The sequence below is a fragment of the Enterobacter sp. C3_dUdeg genome (genome assembly GCF_057536195.1).
Genome location: NZ_BAAKFX010000009.1, coordinates 35,887 through 53,368, shown reverse-complemented (window position 1 = coordinate 53,368; position 17,482 = coordinate 35,887). Strand labels below are relative to the sequence as shown.

Genomic DNA, 17,482 nt, shown 5'->3' with positions numbered 1-17,482 from the left:
CCTTATTATTTTGAGTAGTCGCGCGCACCGAAAATTGCCGTGCCGATGCGCACCATAGTGCTGCCTGCCGCGATGGCGGCTTCCATATCATCCGACATGCCCAGTGAAAGCGTGTCTACCGTGTTATAGCGCGCTTTAAGCGCCTCAAATGCTACAGCCATTTGCTGTGCCACGGCAAACTGCCTTTCATAACTTGACTCAGGCGCAGGAATGGCCATCAGCCCGCGCAGGGTTAAGCGCGGCAGTTCGGCCACCTCGGCGGCCAGCGCGCCCAGTTCGCTCAGCGCAATGCCGGACTTGCTGTTTTCGTCGCTGATGTTGACCTGAATAAGCACGTTGAGTGCCGGCATTTCTGCCGGACGCTGGTCATTCAGACGGGTAGCAATACGCAGGCGGTCGATGGTGTGGCACCAGTCGAAGTGCTCTGCCACCAGACGGCTTTTGTTCGACTGCAGGGGGCCAATAAAGTGCCACTGCAGATCCGTCTTCCCCTGTTCCTGGAAGTAGCGAATTTTATCCACGCCTTCCTGCACGTAGTTTTCACCAAACGCCCGCTGGCCTGCATCAATAGCTTCTGCGATGGCGCTCGCAGGCTTGGTTTTGCTGACTGCAAGCAGCGTAATTTCTTCTGAAGCACGGCCGCAACGCGCTGCGGCGGCTGAGATTTTGTCCCGGACCTGTGCCAGGTTATGCGCAATGTCGTTCATTTTCCGAGGAGTAGTCTATGGATGTGGAAGAAATTGTGGCCCTTAGTGTAAAGCATAACGTCTCCGATCTACACCTGTGCAGTGATTCGCCACCGCGCTGGCGCAGATTAGGCCGGCTTGAACCCGCTCCCTTTCAGCCTCCCGACGTTGGGGCGTTATTAAAAGCGTGGCTTAACGATGAGCAGCAGGGGATATGGTGGGCAAAGGGGCAGGTGGATTTTGCCGCGACGGTAACGGGAGGCCAGCGCCTGCGCGGCAGTGCCTTTAAGCAGATGAGAGGTGTTTCTGTGACGCTGCGGCTGTTGCCGCGTAGCTGCCCGCAGCTCGCTTCGCTGGGCGCGCCGCGGGCGATCCCGGAACTGTTATCCAATGACGCCGGGCTGATTCTGGTCACGGGGGCGACCGGCAGCGGCAAATCCACTACGCTGGCGGCGATGGTCGATTTTCTAAACCACCATGCTGACGGCCATATCCTCACGCTTGAAGATCCGGTGGAGTTTATCTACCAGAGCGAGCGTTGCCTGATCCAGCAGCGGGAGATAGGCCAGCACAGCCCGTCATTTGCTGAAGCGCTGCGCAGCGCCTTACGCCAGGATCCGGACGTTATTCTGCTGGGGGAGCTGCGCGACAGCGAAACGATCCGCCTGGCGCTGACGGCGGCGGAAACCGGACATCTGGTGCTGGCGACGCTGCATACGCGCGGGGCATCGCAGGCGATTGAGCGGCTGGTCGATACGTTCCCGGCGCAGGAGAAAGATCCGGTGCGTAACCAGCTGGCCGGCAGCCTGCGGGCGGTGCTGGCGCAGAGGCTGCTTCCCGATCTGCAGGGCGGGCGCGTCGCGTTGTATGAACTGCTGGTGAACACAGCGGCGGCGGCGAATCTGATTCGTGAAGGGAAAACGTGGCAACTGCCCGGCATCATTCAAACCGGTCAGCAGGCAGGAATGCAGAACTTTGACCAGAGCCTGGCGGAGAGGCGGGCGCAGGGGCGGCTGTAGGCCCCTGTGGTTAAAAGCCCTGGTCGAAATAGCTTTCGAGGATAATCACGGCAGAAGCGGAGTCCACGCTGCCTTTGTTGAGCGCCCGGAAGCCGCCGTGCTCAAACAGGCCCGCGCGCGCTTCGACGGTGCTAAGACGCTCGTCGTGAAGCTTCACGGAGACGCCAAAGCGGCCATGGATTTTATTGGCGAACTTACGCGCCCGGGCGGTAAGCGGCTGTTCTGTGCCGTCCATGTTCAGCGGGAGCCCAACAATCACGTCATCCGGCTGCCACTCTTTGAGCAGACGCTCGATAAGATTCCAGTCTGGCGTGCCGTCGTTGGCCTTCAGGGCCGTAAGCGGACGCGCGGTACCGGTGATGCGCTGACCCACGGCGACGCCAATGCTTTTAGTACCAAAATCGAAGGCCAGAAGCGTTCCGCTCATCAGGCGTGCCCCGCTACGCCAGGCATGGTCAGGATATCAATGCCGATCAGCTTCGCCGCGTCACGCCAGCGATCGGCGATAGGGGTTTTAAACAGGATATTCATGTCCGCTGGCGCGGTAAGCCAGGCGTTATCGAGGATCTCTTGCTCAAGCTGGCCTTTCTCCCACGACGAATAGCCCAGCGCCACCAGCACTTCAGAAGGCTGCTCAGCGGTGCCCAGCGTTTCAAGCACGTCGCGCGAGGTCGTGATGACGGTGTTATCCGAAATTCGAATACTGGAAGAGAATACCGGCGGCGTATGCAGGATAAAGCCGCGATCTTCTGCAAGAGGTCCACCCAGCATCACGGGTTTATCAAGCCGGATTTCCGGCAGTCGCGCTTCAGCCGGTATTTTCAGCTTGTCCAGAATTCCTTCAACCTGAAGATTTTCCAGTGGTTTATTGATGATAATACCCATCGCGCCGTCTTCATTGTATTCACAAATATAAACCACGGCGCGGCGAAAAATCGGGTCCTGGAGAGCAGGCATGGCAATAAGAAAGTGATGCTGTAAATTCATTGTCAGAGGTACTGTTTCCTGGTTTAAAAAGCGACAGCGCCCAGTATGGGGACAAACACAGGCGCTGTCACTAATAGTATTGTTAGGTTATTTCTGTAAACGTTTTTCGATAGCGTCCATCAGCATTCCGGTGATCGAAATCGGGAATTCCGCTTCAATTTCACGAATGCAGGTCGGGCTGGTGACGTTCACTTCGGTGAGACGATCGCCGATGATATCCAGGCCAACGAAGATCAGGCCTTTGGCTTTCAGCGTCGGACCAACGCGGCGGGCAATTTCCCAGTCGCTTTCGGTCAGCGGGCGCGGCTCACCGCGGCCACCGGCTGCCAGGTTCCCACGAGTTTCGCCACCCTGCGGGATACGCGCCAGGCAGTAAGGAACCGGTTCGCCATCTACCACCAGAACGCGTTTATCGCCGTCTTTGATCGCCGGAATATAGTTTTGCGCCATGCAGTAGCGCGTACCCAGTTCGGTCAGCGTTTCGGCAATCACGCCAATGTTCGGGTCGCCTTCTTTCACGCGGAAAATCGACGCGCCGCCCATGCCGTCCAGCGGCTTCATGATGATATCGCCGTGCTTCTGCCAGAATTCTTTCAACTGGGCTTTGCTGCGGGTCACCAGGGTTTCCGGCGTCAGGTCAGAGAACCAGGCGGTGTAGAGCTTCTCGTTGCAGTCGCGCAGGCTCTGCGGCTTGTTGACGATCAGCGTGCCTTTCTCTTCTGCACGCTCAAGGATGTAGGTGCTGTAGATGTATTCGGTGTCGAACGGCGGATCTTTACGCATCAGGATGACGTTGAGATCGGCCAGGGCAATATCCTGCTCGGTGCCGAACTCGTACCATTTGTCGTAGTTCTGCTCGACGTTAACGATGCGGGTGCGCGCGCGGGCTTCACCGTTGATCAGGTAAAGATCGTTCATCTCCATATAGTGGAGTTCATAGCCGCGACGCTGCGCTTCCAGCAGCATGGCGAAGCTGGAATCTTTCTTGATGTTAATGTTTGCGATGGGGTCCATCACGATGCCGAGCTTGATCATGTTCTTCTCCGTTAATGCTTCAACCCAGATCGCCAAACCGTACCTGTAGCGCGGTAATGGCCGTGAGTGCCGTTGTCTCAGTGCGCAGAACGCGAGGTCCCAACAGAATATCAGTAAACTGGTAACGTGCCGTCATCGCAATTTCATCCGCCGACAGGCCGCCTTCGGGGCCAATCAGCAGGCGTACGCGCTCAACGGGCAGAGGCAGCGTATTGATGCTGGCGCTGGCGCGCGGATGAAGATTGAGCTTCAGCCCGCTCTCCTCTTCTGCACACCAGTCCTCCAGATCCATCGCCGGGCGGATCTCCGGAATACGGTTGCGGCCACTCTGTTCGCAAGCCGCAATGGCAATTTTCTGCCACTGCTGGATCTTTTTGTTCAGACGTTCCGCATCCAGTTTAACGCCACAGCGTTCAGAAAAAAGTGGCGTAATGAGGCTTACACCCAGTTCAATGGATTTCTGAATGGTGAACTCCATTTTCTCGCCGCGCGACATCACCTGGCCCAGATGGATGTGCAGCGGTGATTCCCGGTCATCCACTTCGCCACGCAGGACGTTAACGTGTACGCTTTTTTTATCAGACCGCGTGATTTCCGCGTCGAAAACCTGGTTCGAGCCGTCGAACAGCTGTATTGCCTGACCTGCGCCCATGCGCAGCACGCGGCCAACGTGGTTGGCGGCGTCATCAGACAGGGCGATTTCGCGGCCTGCGGTAATCAGTTCAGGATGGTAAATGCGGGGAATGCGCATAGTCAGAAATTCCATGTGTCATGCGATATAAGCGAATTGCCGTAGTGTAGGTTAGCTCTTTTGCGCCTGGCAAGCCCGCTGGACGTAAGGGTTGTGATTCCCCTGGACTCTGGCGATGCGTTCGTCGCGCTGGCATTCCCACTCCGTCACCGGGTACTGCTTGTCCCAGGCATTGAACAGCTGCGTCTGCTGGCGGGAGAGGTTGAGGTCGTAACGGTCACGCATATAGAAGTAGGTGCGGGCAATGCTGCCGCGCGCGCGGGCAGGGGGCTCGGCGACTTTCTCTTTAAAATCAACCTTCATACCGCACTGGCCGTACTGGCCTTCGCCACCGTTCCACTGGCTGTACATGAAATTACCCCGGTCTCCGTTCACTTCACCGACGGCAGGCTGCAGGTTATGCATATCGCTTTCCATCTGGCGATAAACCGGATCTTTGGCGCAGTTTTTACGTCCGCCATCCTGCCAGCACTGGCGCTGGTGGCCAAACTGCCAGGCCGGAACGACATGTTCCCATTCAATGCGGCTGGCGCGGTTTTCGTTTTTACGCACCTTATAGCCGCAGGACTCAAGGTCAACGACCCCTTTTTTACCCTGCCAGTTAATTTTACAGCCGCAGTAGAAATCGCCCGGCACATCGGCGTTCACCTTCACGCCTGCTGCCTTGGCCTGGGAAAAACTGTTGATACCGTCGGCCAGAGCATGGCCTGAGAGCGCCGTCGTCAGAAAGGCGACCGCGAGAGAAAAATTACGGGACATCTTACACTCCGTGTCAAAACGAGCCCGCAACGTAACGAATGTTGTTCCCGTATGCAATCAGTCAGATCAGGAAAGTTCCTGAAAGTTCAGATGATTATTCCGCAACCAGCGGCTCGCCGCATTTGACGCAGCGGTAGGTCGCCTCGCCGCGCACCACGCGATTATGGCGGCGGACGGTAAGCTGGTGCTGCTGACACTGGCAGCGGTAGGGGAAGGTATTGCGGCGCACCGATTCCAGCTCGAACTGATGGGTACGGCGTGCCGGAACGCCGAGCACCGCTTCCATCATCCACTTCCACTCCTTGCCGTGGGGCGCGACGCGTCCGAAGTGTTTCCACACCAGCAGATGCGCCAGCTCGTGCGGTACCACTTCCTCGATAAACGCCTGCTGGTTTTCCATCATCAGCACCGGGTTAAGGCGGATCTCATAGGGCTCGAGCCAGGCGGTGCCGGCCGCGGTGCCGCGCTGCTGATAAACGATCTTAGGTTCAGGGTAATTGCGGCCGAGCTTCAGGTTCGCCTGGGCGAGTTTTTCCCGCAGGCTGCGCATAACGGCTTGCTGAACGGCAATGGGGAGACGGGGTGCTTTCATAGGGGCAGAGCATAAAGCGCGAAGCGGGGAGGCGCAAGAGGCGCCTCCCGCATGAGGATTAGTCGTGGGCGCCGATTTCGCGCAGAGGACGACCTTTCATCAGGTTACGTTCAATATGTTCCAGAGAAACGTGTTTGGTTTCTGGAACCAGCCAGATAGTCAGCACAATAAAGAAGATGTTCAGACCAGCGTAGACCCAGAAGGTGTTCGCGTTGCCCAGGGTATTGAGCATGGTCAGGAACGTTGCGCCGACGATCATGTTGGCAATCCAGTTGGTTGCGGTAGAGCAGGTGATACCAAAATCACGCCCTTTCAGCGGCTGGATCTCAGAGCACAGCACCCAAATCAGCGGGCCGGCGCTCATCGCAAATCCGACGATAAACATCAGCAGCATGCCGACCGCAAAGTACTGGGCGGTTGGTGAGTGAATGCCCACATGCATCATGGTACCGAGGACACCCATACCGGCCGCCATCACCAGGAAGCCCAGCGTCAGAGTTGGTTTACGTCCCCAGCGGTCCACCAGGCCGATGGCGATAAAGGTCGCCAGCACGTTGGTCAGACCCACGATGACGGTCCCCCACATCTGCTCGGTGGTGTTGGTATAGCCCGCCAGCTCAAAGATTTTTGGCGCGTAATACATGATGACGTTCATCCCGGTGAACTGCTGCATCACCTGAAGCAGCACGCCGAGGAACACCGCGCGGCGGAAGTTGCTGTTCTCTTTAAACAGCGCCCAGCCGGACTGTTTGACCTTCAGACTTTCGCGGATCTCTTCCAGCTCGTTTTTCGCTTCTGCGCTGGTGTCGCGCAGGCGCATCAGCACGCGTTCGGCATCGTGGAATCGGCGTTTCGCGGCGAACCAGCGCGGGCTGTCCGGCAGGAAAAAGACGCCAATTAGCAGCAGAATGGCCGGGATGATGATCACGCCGAGCATCCAGCGCCATGCGCCGCTGTAGCTAAACGCGGTATCGGAAAGATACGCGCCCAAAATACCGATGGTGATCATGAGCTGATACATCGAAATCATACTGCCGCGGATTTTCTCCGGCGCGATTTCAGACAGGTAAAGCGGGGCGGTATAGGACGCCACGCCCACGGCCAGACCGAGCAGCACGCGGGAAACCAGCAGAACCTCAACGTTGGGCGCTGCGGCAGAGAAGAGTGAACCGGCAACGAACAGGATCGCGCCGATCATCAGGCTCTTTTTACGCCCGAGCTTGAAGGAGAGCCAGCCGCTGCCGACGGCACCGACGGCGGCGCCAAACATCATGGAGCTGACCACCCACTCCTGGGTGTGAGCGCTGATCTGAAACTCGTCAGTGATGAAAGGTAATGCACCGGCAATGACGCCGATATCCAGGCCAAAAAGTAATCCTGCCAGGGCGGCGAGGAAACAGACGAAGAATGTCATCGCCTTGTTGGACGTACGCCCCTGTTTTTTATTGTCAGGCATTATGCCCTCCAGTTGGGTTATCAGTTTTATTGATGTAAAGGGTAGGTGAGTGACCCGTAAAAATATGTGAGATTAATCACATAGGTGTAATCGGTTACACTAGCGTGCAACCGTAAAAATAATTAAAGCTTTGAAAATATAGAGGTAAACGAGGTGATATGCATCGCGAAAGAACACATTTCAGACTTAACTGAAAGGCGATGTAACAGCAGAAGAAAGGCGATCATGCAAAGAGAATATTCTGAAAGCGAGGCGCATCCGGTGCGGTGTAATCGGTACCATATGTGCACCTTTGCGGCGCCACCTACAAAAAAAGGCCAGCCCGAAGGCTGGCCTTTTATCACGCAGATGTCAGTCGATTACTTCAGACCGGCAGCTTCACGCAGCAGGGCGGCTTTGTCGGTTTTTTCCCATGGGAAATGTTCACGACCAAAGTGACCGTATGCTGCGGTTTCTTTGTAGATCGGGTGCAGCAGATCCAGCATCTGAATCAGGCCGTATGGACGCAGGTCGAAGAACTCGCGCACCAGCAGCGTCAGCTGTTCTGAAGGCACTTTCTCGGTACCGAAGGTTTCAACCATGATGGAGGTTGGCTCAGCTACGCCGATCGCGTAGGAAACCTGGATCTCACAGCGGTCAGCCAGGCCGGCTGCAACGATGTTTTTCGCCACATAACGCGCCGCGTACGCCGCAGAACGGTCAACTTTTGACGGATCTTTACCGGAGAACGCACCGCCACCGTGACGCGCCATGCCGCCGTAGGTATCAACGATGATTTTACGACCGGTCAGGCCGCAGTCGCCCATTGGGCCGCCGATAACGAAGCGTCCGGTTGGGTTGATGAAGAATTTGGTCGCAGAGCTCAGCCATTCGGTCGGCAGAACCGGCTTGATGATCTCTTCCATCACTGCTTCCTGCAGGGATTTCTGATCGATATCTTCGGAATGCTGGGTAGAAAGCACTACCGCGTCAATCCCAACGATTTTGCCGTCGTCATACTGGAAGGTGACCTGGCTTTTCGCATCCGGGCGCAGCCACGGGAGGGTGCCGTTTTTACGCACTTCAGCCTGACGCTGCACCAGACGGTGTGCGTAGGTGACCGGTGCTGGCATCAGCACGTCGGTTTCGTTGGTTGCATAGCCAAACATCAGGCCCTGGTCGCCCGCGCCCTGTTCCAGCGGATCGGCACGGTCAACGCCCTGGTTGATGTCTGGAGACTGTTTGCCAATCGCGCTCAGAACCGCGCAGGAGTTGGCATCAAAGCCCATATCAGAATGCACATAGCCGATCTCACGCACCGTGTTACGGGTGATCTCTTCGATATCAACCCATGCGCTGGTGGTGATCTCACCGCCAACCAGAACCATGCCGGTTTTGACATAGGTTTCGCACGCTACGCGCGCTTTAGGATCCTGCGCCAGGATCGCATCCAGCACCGCATCGGAGATTTGGTCAGCAATTTTATCAGGATGTCCTTCTGATACGGACTCGGACGTAAACAGGTGTTTTGCCATGTTTTATTTCACCTAAGAGGAATTTGGTTAGCTCAAGCTGCTGTGCGGAATAGCCAAAGGAGATAATTCTACCAAGGCCTGCAGGTTTTTGACACTGGCAGTATGAGTGTTAATCAGTATAGATGGATTAACATCTGGACGGCTATTTTAGGTCACTTCTTCGCCCGATTTCCAGTTTTTTTTGACTAACCTCTCACTCAGTTGAAATTGCGGCTGGCAATAATTCCTGACGGCCCCGGCAACACGCACATTTATCTTTTGCTTTTTACCCCTGTTCTCGGTATAAAACGCGGCGCGCGGCTCATATAAAATAAGCGCTCGATGAACTCATCGTGTCGCCACTTCCAGCCGGGTTAAGCAGTGAACTTTAGCTTTGGCTTGTGGTCCGTTTCAGCAGAGGCGGCCGTGGAGGTGATACGAGATAATGAACCATCGTTTTCCGCACATTCAGCGCAGCCGTTCTGGCGCGTATTTGATTCCCGCAACCCGCATTTCTAGTCTGCAAACCTGCCGATGTTATACCCATCTCGGCGCTTCTCAGGATTCCAGGGCCGGTCACGCTTTGTGAAAACTGAACAAGGGCGCTCTTGTTAATACAAGAGTTTTCTCGTGGTTTCGCCGAACCTTGTCATACAGAGTTCGGATACGTGTTTTACAATGATATGAATAAGAAACCGGTCGCACGGTCTGGTTTTCAGCATACTCTGCTGGGAAACGGAGCCGTTTATGGGTTGTTATCGCCGTATAACGCTGCGATAGTAGTCAACTGTTTTACACTTATTACAAAGAGTTGAGGTTCGCTATGTCTGACGACATGTCTTCTTTTTCGCCTTCGTCAGCGGGCGAACAGGGTGTACTACGTTCTATGCAGGAGGTTGCGATGAGCTCCGAGGAAGCCAGCAAGATGCTGCGCACTTACAATATTGCCTGGTGGGGCAATAACTACTACGACGTCAACGAACTGGGCCACATCAGCGTCTGCCCGGATCCGGACGTCCCTGAAGCGCGCGTGGATCTCGCGAAACTGGTGAAAGCCCGTGAGGCTCAGGGCCAGCGTTTGCCTGCACTGTTCTGCTTCCCGCAGATCCTGCAACATCGCCTGCGTTCTATTAACGCCGCGTTCAAGCGCGCGCGTGAGTCCTACGGCTATAAAGGCGACTATTTCCTGGTTTACCCGATCAAGGTGAACCAGCACCGCCGCGTGATTGAATCCCTGATCCACTCCGGCGAGCCGCTGGGCCTGGAAGCAGGCTCCAAAGCGGAGCTGATGGCGGTTCTGGCCCATGCGGGCATGACCCGTTCAGTGATCGTCTGTAACGGCTATAAAGACCGAGAATACATTCGTCTGGCGCTGATTGGCGAGAAGATGGGCCACAAGGTCTATCTGGTTATCGAAAAGATGACCGAAATCGCCATCGTGCTGGAAGAGGCCGAACGTCTGAACGTGGTGCCGCGCCTTGGCGTGCGTGCGCGTCTGGCGTCACAAGGTTCCGGTAAATGGCAGTCCTCCGGCGGCGAGAAATCCAAGTTCGGCCTGGCGGCAAACCAGGTGCTGCAGCTGGTGGAAATCCTGCGCGAGCGCGGTCGTCTGGACAGCATTCAGCTGCTGCACTTCCACCTCGGCTCGCAGATGGCCAATATTCGCGACATCGCCACCGGCGTGCGTGAATCCGCGCGTTTCTACGTTGAGCTGCACAAGCTTGGCGTAAATATTCAGTGCTTCGACGTGGGCGGCGGCCTGGGCGTGGACTACGAAGGGACCCGCTCGCAGTCTGACTGTTCCGTGAACTACGGCCTGAACGAATACGCGAACAACATCATCTGGGCAATCGGTGATGCCTGTGAAGAGAACGGCTTGCCGCATCCGACGGTGATCACCGAATCCGGTCGCGCGGTGACCGCGCACCATACGGTGCTGGTCTCTAACATCATCGGCGTTGAGCGTAGCGAAATCAGCGAAGCGACGCCTCCGGCAGACGATGCTCCGCGTTCCCTGCAAAGCATGTGGGAAACCTGGCAGGAAATGCACGAGCCGGGCACGCGTCGTTCCCTGCGCGAATGGCTGCACGACAGCCAGATGGACCTGCATGATATTCACGTGGGTTATTCTTCAGGCACCTTCAGCCTGCAGGAGCGCGCGTGGGCGGAGCAGCTCTACCTGAACATGTGCCATGAAGTGCAGAAACAGCTCGACCCGAGCAACCGCGCGCACCGTCCGATTATCGACGAGCTGCAGGAGCGTATGGCGGATAAGATTTACGTCAACTTCTCGCTGTTCCAGTCGATGCCGGATGCCTGGGGTATCGACCAGCTGTTCCCGGTTCTGCCGCTGGAAGGGCTGAACCACGCCCCGGAACGTCGTGCGGTGCTGCTGGATATCACCTGTGACTCCGACGGTGCCATCGACCACTACGTCGACGGCGACGGTATCGCAACGACGATGCCAATGCCGGAATACGACCCGGAGAACCCGCCGATGCTGGGCTTCTTTATGGTCGGCGCGTATCAGGAGATCCTCGGCAACATGCACAACCTGTTCGGTGATACCGAAGCGGTGGACGTGTTCGTGTTCCCTGACGGCAACGTGGAAATTGAGCTGTCCGATGAAGGGGACACCGTGGCGGACATGCTGGAATACGTTCAGCTGGATCCGAAAAAACTGCTCACTCAGTTCCGCGACCAGGTGAAAAACACCGGTCTGGACGATGCGCTCCAGCAGCAGTTCCTGGAAGAGTTTGAAGCGGGCCTGTACGGGTACACCTACCTGGAAGACGAGTAGGAAAACGCTCTCTCCCACAGGGAGAGGGCGGGGTGAGGGCATCAGACCGCACAATGCCCTATACTCACTTGAACCCGTATGCATTACCGGCGATAATTCGCCCCAATAAGCGATTTACGAATCAATCCCTTCCTCGTCGGGTTTAACGACGCGGAGGGGATTTTTTTTCATCTGTTTTTAATGTATCGACTTTAAAAGAGGTCAGGACATGAGCACTTTAGGTCATCAGTACGATAACTCTCTGGTATCTAACGCGTTTGGTTTTTTACGCCTTCCGATGAACTTCCAGCCGTACGACAGCGACGCTGACTGGGTGATCACCGGCGTGCCGTTCGATATGGCAACATCTGGCCGCGCGGGTGGTCGTCACGGCCCGGCTGCGATTCGTCAGGTTTCCACTAACCTGGCCTGGGAGCATAACCGCTTCCCGTGGAACTTCGACATGCGCGAGCGCCTGAACGTCGTGGACTGCGGTGACCTGGTGTACGCCTTCGGCGACGCGCGTGAGATGAGCGAGAAGCTGCAGGCGCACGCCGAGAAGCTGCTGGCTGCCGGTAAGCGCATGCTCTCCTTCGGCGGCGACCACTTCGTGACCCTGCCGCTGCTGCGCGCCCATGCGAAGCACTTCGGTAAAATGGCGCTGGTGCACTTCGATGCACATACCGACACCTACGCGAACGGCTGTGAGTTTGACCACGGCACCATGTTCTTCACCGCGCCGAACGAAGGTCTGATCGATCCGAACCACTCCGTGCAGATCGGTATTCGCACCGAGTTCGACAAAGACAACGGTTTCACCGTGCTGGATGCGGGCCAGGTTAACGATCGCGGCGTGGACGACATCATCGCGCAGGTGAAGCAGATCGTGGGTGATATGCCCGTGTATCTGACCTTCGACATCGACTGTCTGGATCCGGCATTTGCTCCGGGTACCGGTACGCCGGTCATCGGCGGTTTGACCTCAGATCGTGCCATCAAGCTGGTGCGCGGCCTGAAGGATCTAAACATTGTCGGGATGGACGTGGTGGAAGTGGCGCCTGCGTATGACCAGTCCGAGATCACCGCGCTGGCCGCAGCGACTCTGGCGCTGGAAATGCTCTACATTCAGGCAGCCAAAAAAGGCGAATAAGCCTCACCTTGCGTGAAAAAAAACCTCTCTATTGAGAGGTTTTTTATTGCCTTCAGAACACGTTAAACGGGTATTCCACATAAGCCCGGATCTCGTCCCCGCCCACGTTGTACTCGCTGGCGTTGCCGGAGACGCGCAGTACGGAGTAGCGCAGTTTAAGCTTCAGATCCTTCGCCGGACCATCCTGCACCTGGTACTGGATCTGGTTAAACCACTCGTGCTCTTTGCCGTTGCTGGTTTCAGAGGTTTTAATATTATCCCCACGTACGTAGGCAGTGGTCCAGCTCAGGCCCGGTAAGCCAAGACCGCCAAAGTCCAGACCGTAGGATGCCTGCCAGGAACGTTCGTCTTCGCCATTAAAATCAGACCAGTAGGAGTTCGCCAGCCAGATGGTGTTTCCGCCGTCACCCACGCCGCCCTTGTCGCGATAGCCGCCGTAGTTGTAGCCGGTGCTGCCGCTGCTCTGCTGGTACGCCACTTTGAACGTGTGAATATCCCAGATGTAGCTCGCCGCCAGGCTCCAGATGGTGTTGCTGCGGCCCGTGTCGAGGCTGTCCGCGTAACCCTGATCCAGACGGGAGTTATAGCCGTTGAAGTCGAGCACCAGCTGCTGCCCGGTGCTGAACGGCTGTTTGAAGTTCATGCCCAGGTACTGCTTGTTCATCACCTCTTCATTATGAGAGGCGTACAGCGCGCCGCTGAACTGGTCGTTAAACTGATAACTCGCACCGCCGAAGGAGAGGCTCTTCAGCCCGCTGTCGTGGCGGTCATCGCTTTTACGCTGCTCGTCGGTGAAGTAACCGGCGTTGATTTCCAGACCGTCGATCTCTTTCGAGGTCAGCATGGTGCCGGTGTAGCTTTCAAACAGCAGGCGGGAGCTGTCGGCATTGATGACAGGCAGCTCAGGACGCTGATTTCCGTAGCTCAGCACGGTGTTTGATATACGCATTTTGGCGGTGGCGCCAAACTTTGCCAGATCGGATTTTGCCCGGCCATCCTCTTCCTGTTTAAAGAAGTCGATGCCACCTGCGCCGCTTTTGCCACGGCCGCCGTCCAGGCGCACGCCGTATTGAGCAATACCGTCCACGCCAAAGCCCACCAGCCCTTCGGTATAGCCGGATGCAAACGTGGCGATGATCCCCTGACCCCACTCGGCTTTGTCCTGCTGGCCCTGATGGTAGTCGCGGCTGATATACGCATTGCGTAAAAACAGATCCAGATGGCTGTCGTCAATAAAACCCTGGCTGTCGGATTGCTGGCTTGCAGCGGCAGGTAATGCAGCAAATAAACTTAAAGCAATTAATGATAATTCTTTTTTCACGGAGGGAACGTCTCTGTCTGGATATAGTAATTTGAATAACTGCGGGGGTGATAATTACCGGAAAAAGTGACCTTTGCAATAATTATGTGACCAGACATTTCAAGGTGATGAGGCAGATTTGGCGGGGCTTTCAGGGGTGTTGTCGATACGTGCTGTTAAGTTAACAATTCATGCGAAATAAAAAGGAGGCAAATCTGCCTCCTTCCAAAATTATTTAATTCCGTCTGCGGCCATACGATCGCGAATATGCTGTGCGCGTTCTTCTGAGGCCGGGTGATCGTCAAACATGGAGCTTTGGCGTCCGGCTTCCAGCTTGGCCAGTTTTTCGAAGCTGGTGGCTAAGCCTGATGGATTAATGCCGCGTTTGCGCAACAGATCGTAGGAGTAGTCATCCGCCTCGGACTCCTGACGCTGTGAGAACTGAGAGTTAACCAGCTTTTCACCCACGTCGCCAAGCTGTGACTGCGACAGGCTACCAACGATACCGCCCGCAGAGGCCGCCGCTGCGCGGATGGCATTGGTGCCCAGGGCAACCTGCATCCCTTTCTTCACGTGGCCCAGGGCAACGTGGCCCATTTCGTGGCCGATGACCGCTTCCACTTCGTTGTCGGTCATCATGTCCATCAGCCCGCTATAGACGCGGATACAGCCGTTCGCCATCGCGAAGGCGTTGACGTCTTTCGCCATGTACACCTTGTAGTTCACCGGCTGGCCGTTAATGTTGTCGCCCAGCGCGGAAGCAATCTTATTCAGACGCTGCGTGTAGGTACTGTTAGCCGGCGCAAGCGTGGCTTTTCCGTCCATATCTTTACAGGCCTGGTCGCTCAGCGCTTTAACCTGCGCATCGCTCAGGGAATAGGCCTGAAAGGCCTCTGCGCCTGACGTCATCAGACCGTTAGAATCCATATTCTGACAGCCGCTCAGCAGGAGCGTTGTACCCAGGGCCAGCACTATTGCACGCATTTTCATGAGGTTGCTTCCGTACTCGTTAAACTGAATAAAATCCGAAAAGGGCACCGTCAGCGAAGCCGGTGTCGGGCTAAGTATAAGGAATATCTACAGGGCCGGGCGAGCAGATTGCGCAACATGCGAGCATGATCCAGAGATTTCTTAACAAGCAAAAGAATGCTCCATGTACATGACTTGCGGCTTGGGTTACATTGTTGGCACTTTTTTCCGGCGTAGCCCAAAACGCGCTGTCGTCAAGGGCATGGCCTTTAACAGTCCGATCTGGAGTTAAAATGTCCTCACGTAAAGAGCTTGCTAATGCTATTCGTGCGCTGAGCATGGACGCAGTACAGAAAGCCAAATCCGGCCACCCAGGGGCTCCTATGGGTATGGCTGATATCGCCGAAGTCCTGTGGCGTGATTTCCTGAACCACAACCCGCAGAACCCGTCATGGGCTGACCGCGACCGCTTCGTGCTGTCCAACGGCCACGGCTCTATGCTGATCTATAGCCTGCTGCACCTCACCGGCTACGATCTGCCTATCGAAGAGCTGAAAAACTTCCGTCAGCTGCACTCTAAAACTCCAGGTCACCCGGAAGTGGGTTACACCGCTGGCGTAGAAACCACCACCGGTCCGCTGGGTCAGGGTATTGCTAACGCTGTGGGTATGGCGATTGCCGAGAAGACGCTGGCGGCGCAGTTCAACCGTCCTGGTCACGACATCGTAGACCACTTCACCTACGCGTTCATGGGCGACGGCTGCATGATGGAAGGCATTTCTCACGAAGTGTGCTCCCTGGCAGGCACCCTGAAGCTGGGCAAACTGGTTGCGTTCTATGACGACAACGGTATCTCCATCGACGGTCACGTTGAAGGCTGGTTCACCGACGACACCGCAGCACGTTTCGAAGCCTACGGCTGGCACGTAGTGCGTGGCGTTGATGGTCACGATGCTGACTCGATTAAACGTGCAGTGGAAGAAGCGCGCGCGGTTACGGACAAACCGTCCCTGCTGATGTGCAAAACCATCATTGGCTTCGGTTCGCCGAACAAAGCGGGTACTCACGACTCCCACGGCGCACCGCTGGGCGACGCGGAAATCGCACTGACCCGCGAAGCGTTGGGCTGGAAACACCCTGCATTCGAAATCCCGTCTGAGATCTACGCTCAGTGGGATGCAAAAGAAGTAGGCCAGGCGAAAGAAGCGGCCTGGAACGAGAAATTCGCTGCCTATGCGAAAGCGTTCCCGCAGGAAGCGGCTGAATTCACCCGTCGTATGAAAGGTGAAATGCCGTCTGACTTCGACGCGAAAGCGAACGAATTCATCGCTAAGCTGCAGGCGAACCCGTCTAAAATCGCGAGCCGTAAAGCGTCTCAGAATGCGATTGAAGCGTTCGGCCCATGGCTTCCAGAATTCCTGGGCGGCTCCGCTGACCTGGCGCCATCTAACCTGACTCTGTGGTCTGGTTCTAAGCCAATCAACGAAGATACTGCCGGTAACTACATCCATTACGGTGTACGTGAATTCGGTATGACCGCGATTGCCAACGGTATCTCCCTGCACGGTGGTTTCCTGCCGTACACCTCTACCTTCCTGATGTTTGTCGAATATGCACGTAACGCCGTGCGTATGGCCGCGCTGATGAAACAGCGTCAGGTGATGGTCTACACCCACGACTCCATCGGTCTGGGCGAAGATGGTCCAACTCACCAGCCGGTAGAGCAGGTGGCTTCCCTGCGCGTGACCCCGAACATGAGCACATGGCGTCCATGTGACCAGGTGGAATCCGCGGTGGCGTGGAAATACGGCGTTGAGCGTCAGGACGGTCCAACCGCGCTGATCCTCTCCCGTCAGAACCTGGCACAGCAGGAGCGTACGCCTGAGCAGCTGGCGAACATCGCTCGCGGTGGTTACGTGCTGAAAGATTGCGCGGGCCAGCCAGAGCTGATCTTCATCGCCACCGGTTCGGAAGTTGAACTGGCGGTTGCAGCGTGGGAAAAACTGACTGCCGAAGGCGTGAAAGCGCGCGTGGTCTCCATGCCGTCTACCGATGCGTTCGACAAACAGGATGCTGCCTACCGTGAATCCGTCCTGCCTAAAGCGGTTTCCGCGCGTGTGGCAGTGGAAGCGGGTATCGCTGACTACTGGTTCAAATACGTGGGCCTGAACGGCGCTATCGTCGGTATGACCACCTTCGGTGAATCTGCTCCGGCAGAGCTGCTGTTCGAAGAGTTCGGCTTCACCGTTGAGAACGTTGTCGCGAAAGCGAAAGAACTGCTGTAATCGTTTGTACGGTGCGGGCTGATGCCCTCACCCCAACCCTCTCCCACGGGGAGAGGGTGCATACACTAAAAAACGGTAACCTCTCGGTTACCGTTTTGCTTTTACCTTGCCGGCATTATTCCACCTAAAATGTGACGCAAGTCATATAGCGCGCTTATTCATCTGGACAGACATTCCTTTTATTCCCCGATTCGCTTATTCTTGCTGAAGCGTTTCAGTCG

Annotated in this window: 17 protein-coding genes; 6 read left to right on the top strand and 11 right to left on the bottom strand. The window is 56.2% G+C overall.

Annotated elements, in window-relative coordinates:
* Positions 1 to 5: 5 nt before the first annotated feature.
* Positions 6 to 707 (bottom strand): YggS family pyridoxal phosphate-dependent enzyme, encoded by a 702-nt coding sequence (locus tag AC27FC_RS17735; protein ID WP_087823220.1) that lies wholly within the window; start codon positions 705 to 707, stop codon positions 6 to 8.
* 17 nt (positions 708 to 724) lie between these two features.
* On the opposite strand from AC27FC_RS17735, the gene AC27FC_RS17730 reads away from it, so the two are divergent.
* Positions 725 to 1,705, top strand: a complete 981-nt coding sequence (locus AC27FC_RS17730) for a type IV pilus twitching motility protein PilT (protein WP_196355071.1) — start codon at positions 725 to 727, stop codon at positions 1,703 to 1,705.
* Positions 1,706 to 1,715: 10 nt separating this feature from the next.
* Here the strand turns inward: AC27FC_RS17730 and ruvX are convergent, their stop codons facing one another.
* The 8 genes from ruvX to metK form a co-directional block, all read right to left on the bottom strand.
* On the bottom strand, positions 1,716 to 2,132 hold the full coding sequence (gene ruvX, locus AC27FC_RS17725) for a Holliday junction resolvase RuvX (RefSeq protein ID WP_029739223.1): 417 nt from the start codon (positions 2,130 to 2,132) through the stop codon (positions 1,716 to 1,718).
* Complete coding sequence (locus AC27FC_RS17720) at positions 2,132 to 2,692, bottom strand: YqgE/AlgH family protein (protein ID WP_008499752.1); 561 nt, start codon at positions 2,690 to 2,692, stop codon at positions 2,132 to 2,134. The genes ruvX and AC27FC_RS17720 overlap by 1 nt, the downstream gene beginning before the upstream one ends.
* 87 nt (positions 2,693 to 2,779) lie before the next feature.
* The gene (gene gshB / locus AC27FC_RS17715) at positions 2,780 to 3,727 is read right to left on the bottom strand and encodes a glutathione synthase (RefSeq protein WP_033146605.1); all 948 of its coding nucleotides are present in this window, start codon (positions 3,725 to 3,727) and stop codon (positions 2,780 to 2,782) included.
* Between the two features lie 19 nt (positions 3,728 to 3,746).
* Positions 3,747 to 4,478, bottom strand: a complete 732-nt coding sequence (gene rsmE, locus AC27FC_RS17710) for a 16S rRNA (uracil(1498)-N(3))-methyltransferase (protein WP_023309126.1) — start codon at positions 4,476 to 4,478, stop codon at positions 3,747 to 3,749.
* A 51-nt stretch (positions 4,479 to 4,529) separates the two neighbouring features.
* On the bottom strand, positions 4,530 to 5,237 hold the full coding sequence (gene endA, locus AC27FC_RS17705) for a deoxyribonuclease I (RefSeq protein ID WP_023333343.1): 708 nt from the start codon (positions 5,235 to 5,237) through the stop codon (positions 4,530 to 4,532).
* 94 nt (positions 5,238 to 5,331) lie between these two features.
* Positions 5,332 to 5,829 carry a SprT family zinc-dependent metalloprotease gene (locus AC27FC_RS17700; protein WP_033146604.1) on the bottom strand — a complete coding sequence of 166 codons (498 nt, stop codon included), beginning with the start codon at positions 5,827 to 5,829 and terminating at the stop codon, positions 5,332 to 5,334.
* Between the two features lie 58 nt (positions 5,830 to 5,887).
* Positions 5,888 to 7,285: a galactose/proton symporter gene (gene galP, locus AC27FC_RS17695; protein ID WP_023309123.1), complete on the bottom strand. Its 1,398-nt coding sequence runs from the start codon at positions 7,283 to 7,285 to the stop codon at positions 5,888 to 5,890.
* Between the two features lie 359 nt (positions 7,286 to 7,644).
* Positions 7,645 to 8,799, bottom strand: coding sequence for a methionine adenosyltransferase (gene metK, locus AC27FC_RS17690; RefSeq protein WP_010435443.1), 1,155 nt, complete (start codon positions 8,797 to 8,799; stop codon positions 7,645 to 7,647).
* A 424-nt stretch (positions 8,800 to 9,223) separates the two neighbouring features.
* Between metK and AC27FC_RS17685 the strand changes: the two genes are divergently transcribed.
* From AC27FC_RS17685 to speB, 4 genes are all read left to right on the top strand, one after another.
* The gene (locus AC27FC_RS17685; RefSeq protein ID WP_419095317.1) at positions 9,224 to 9,367 is read left to right on the top strand and encodes a hypothetical protein; all 144 of its coding nucleotides are present in this window, start codon (positions 9,224 to 9,226) and stop codon (positions 9,365 to 9,367) included.
* A gap of 94 nt (positions 9,368 to 9,461) precedes the next feature.
* The gene (gene yqgB, locus AC27FC_RS17680; RefSeq protein ID WP_127341063.1) at positions 9,462 to 9,593 is read left to right on the top strand and encodes an acid stress response protein YqgB; all 132 of its coding nucleotides are present in this window, start codon (positions 9,462 to 9,464) and stop codon (positions 9,591 to 9,593) included.
* 8 nt (positions 9,594 to 9,601) lie between these two features.
* Positions 9,602 to 11,578, top strand: a complete 1,977-nt coding sequence (gene speA, locus AC27FC_RS17675; RefSeq protein ID WP_023309121.1) for a biosynthetic arginine decarboxylase — start codon at positions 9,602 to 9,604, stop codon at positions 11,576 to 11,578.
* A gap of 208 nt (positions 11,579 to 11,786) precedes the next feature.
* Positions 11,787 to 12,707: an agmatinase gene (speB, locus tag AC27FC_RS17670; RefSeq protein WP_014071686.1), complete on the top strand. Its 921-nt coding sequence runs from the start codon at positions 11,787 to 11,789 to the stop codon at positions 12,705 to 12,707.
* A 52-nt stretch (positions 12,708 to 12,759) separates the two neighbouring features.
* On the opposite strand, the gene AC27FC_RS17665 is transcribed toward speB, so the two are convergent.
* Positions 12,760 to 14,028, bottom strand: a complete 1,269-nt coding sequence (locus AC27FC_RS17665) for an OprD family outer membrane porin (RefSeq protein ID WP_094935385.1) — start codon at positions 14,026 to 14,028, stop codon at positions 12,760 to 12,762.
* 210 nt (positions 14,029 to 14,238) lie between these two features.
* On the bottom strand, positions 14,239 to 14,997 hold the full coding sequence (loiP, locus tag AC27FC_RS17660; RefSeq protein WP_021242066.1) for a metalloprotease LoiP: 759 nt from the start codon (positions 14,995 to 14,997) through the stop codon (positions 14,239 to 14,241).
* Positions 14,998 to 15,269: 272 nt separating this feature from the next.
* Here loiP and tkt point away from each other — a divergent pair, with 272 nt between their 5' ends.
* Positions 15,270 to 17,261 carry a transketolase gene (gene tkt, locus AC27FC_RS17655; protein ID WP_033146601.1) on the top strand — a complete coding sequence of 664 codons (1,992 nt, stop codon included), beginning with the start codon at positions 15,270 to 15,272 and terminating at the stop codon, positions 17,259 to 17,261.
* Positions 17,262 to 17,482 lie beyond the last annotated feature (221 nt).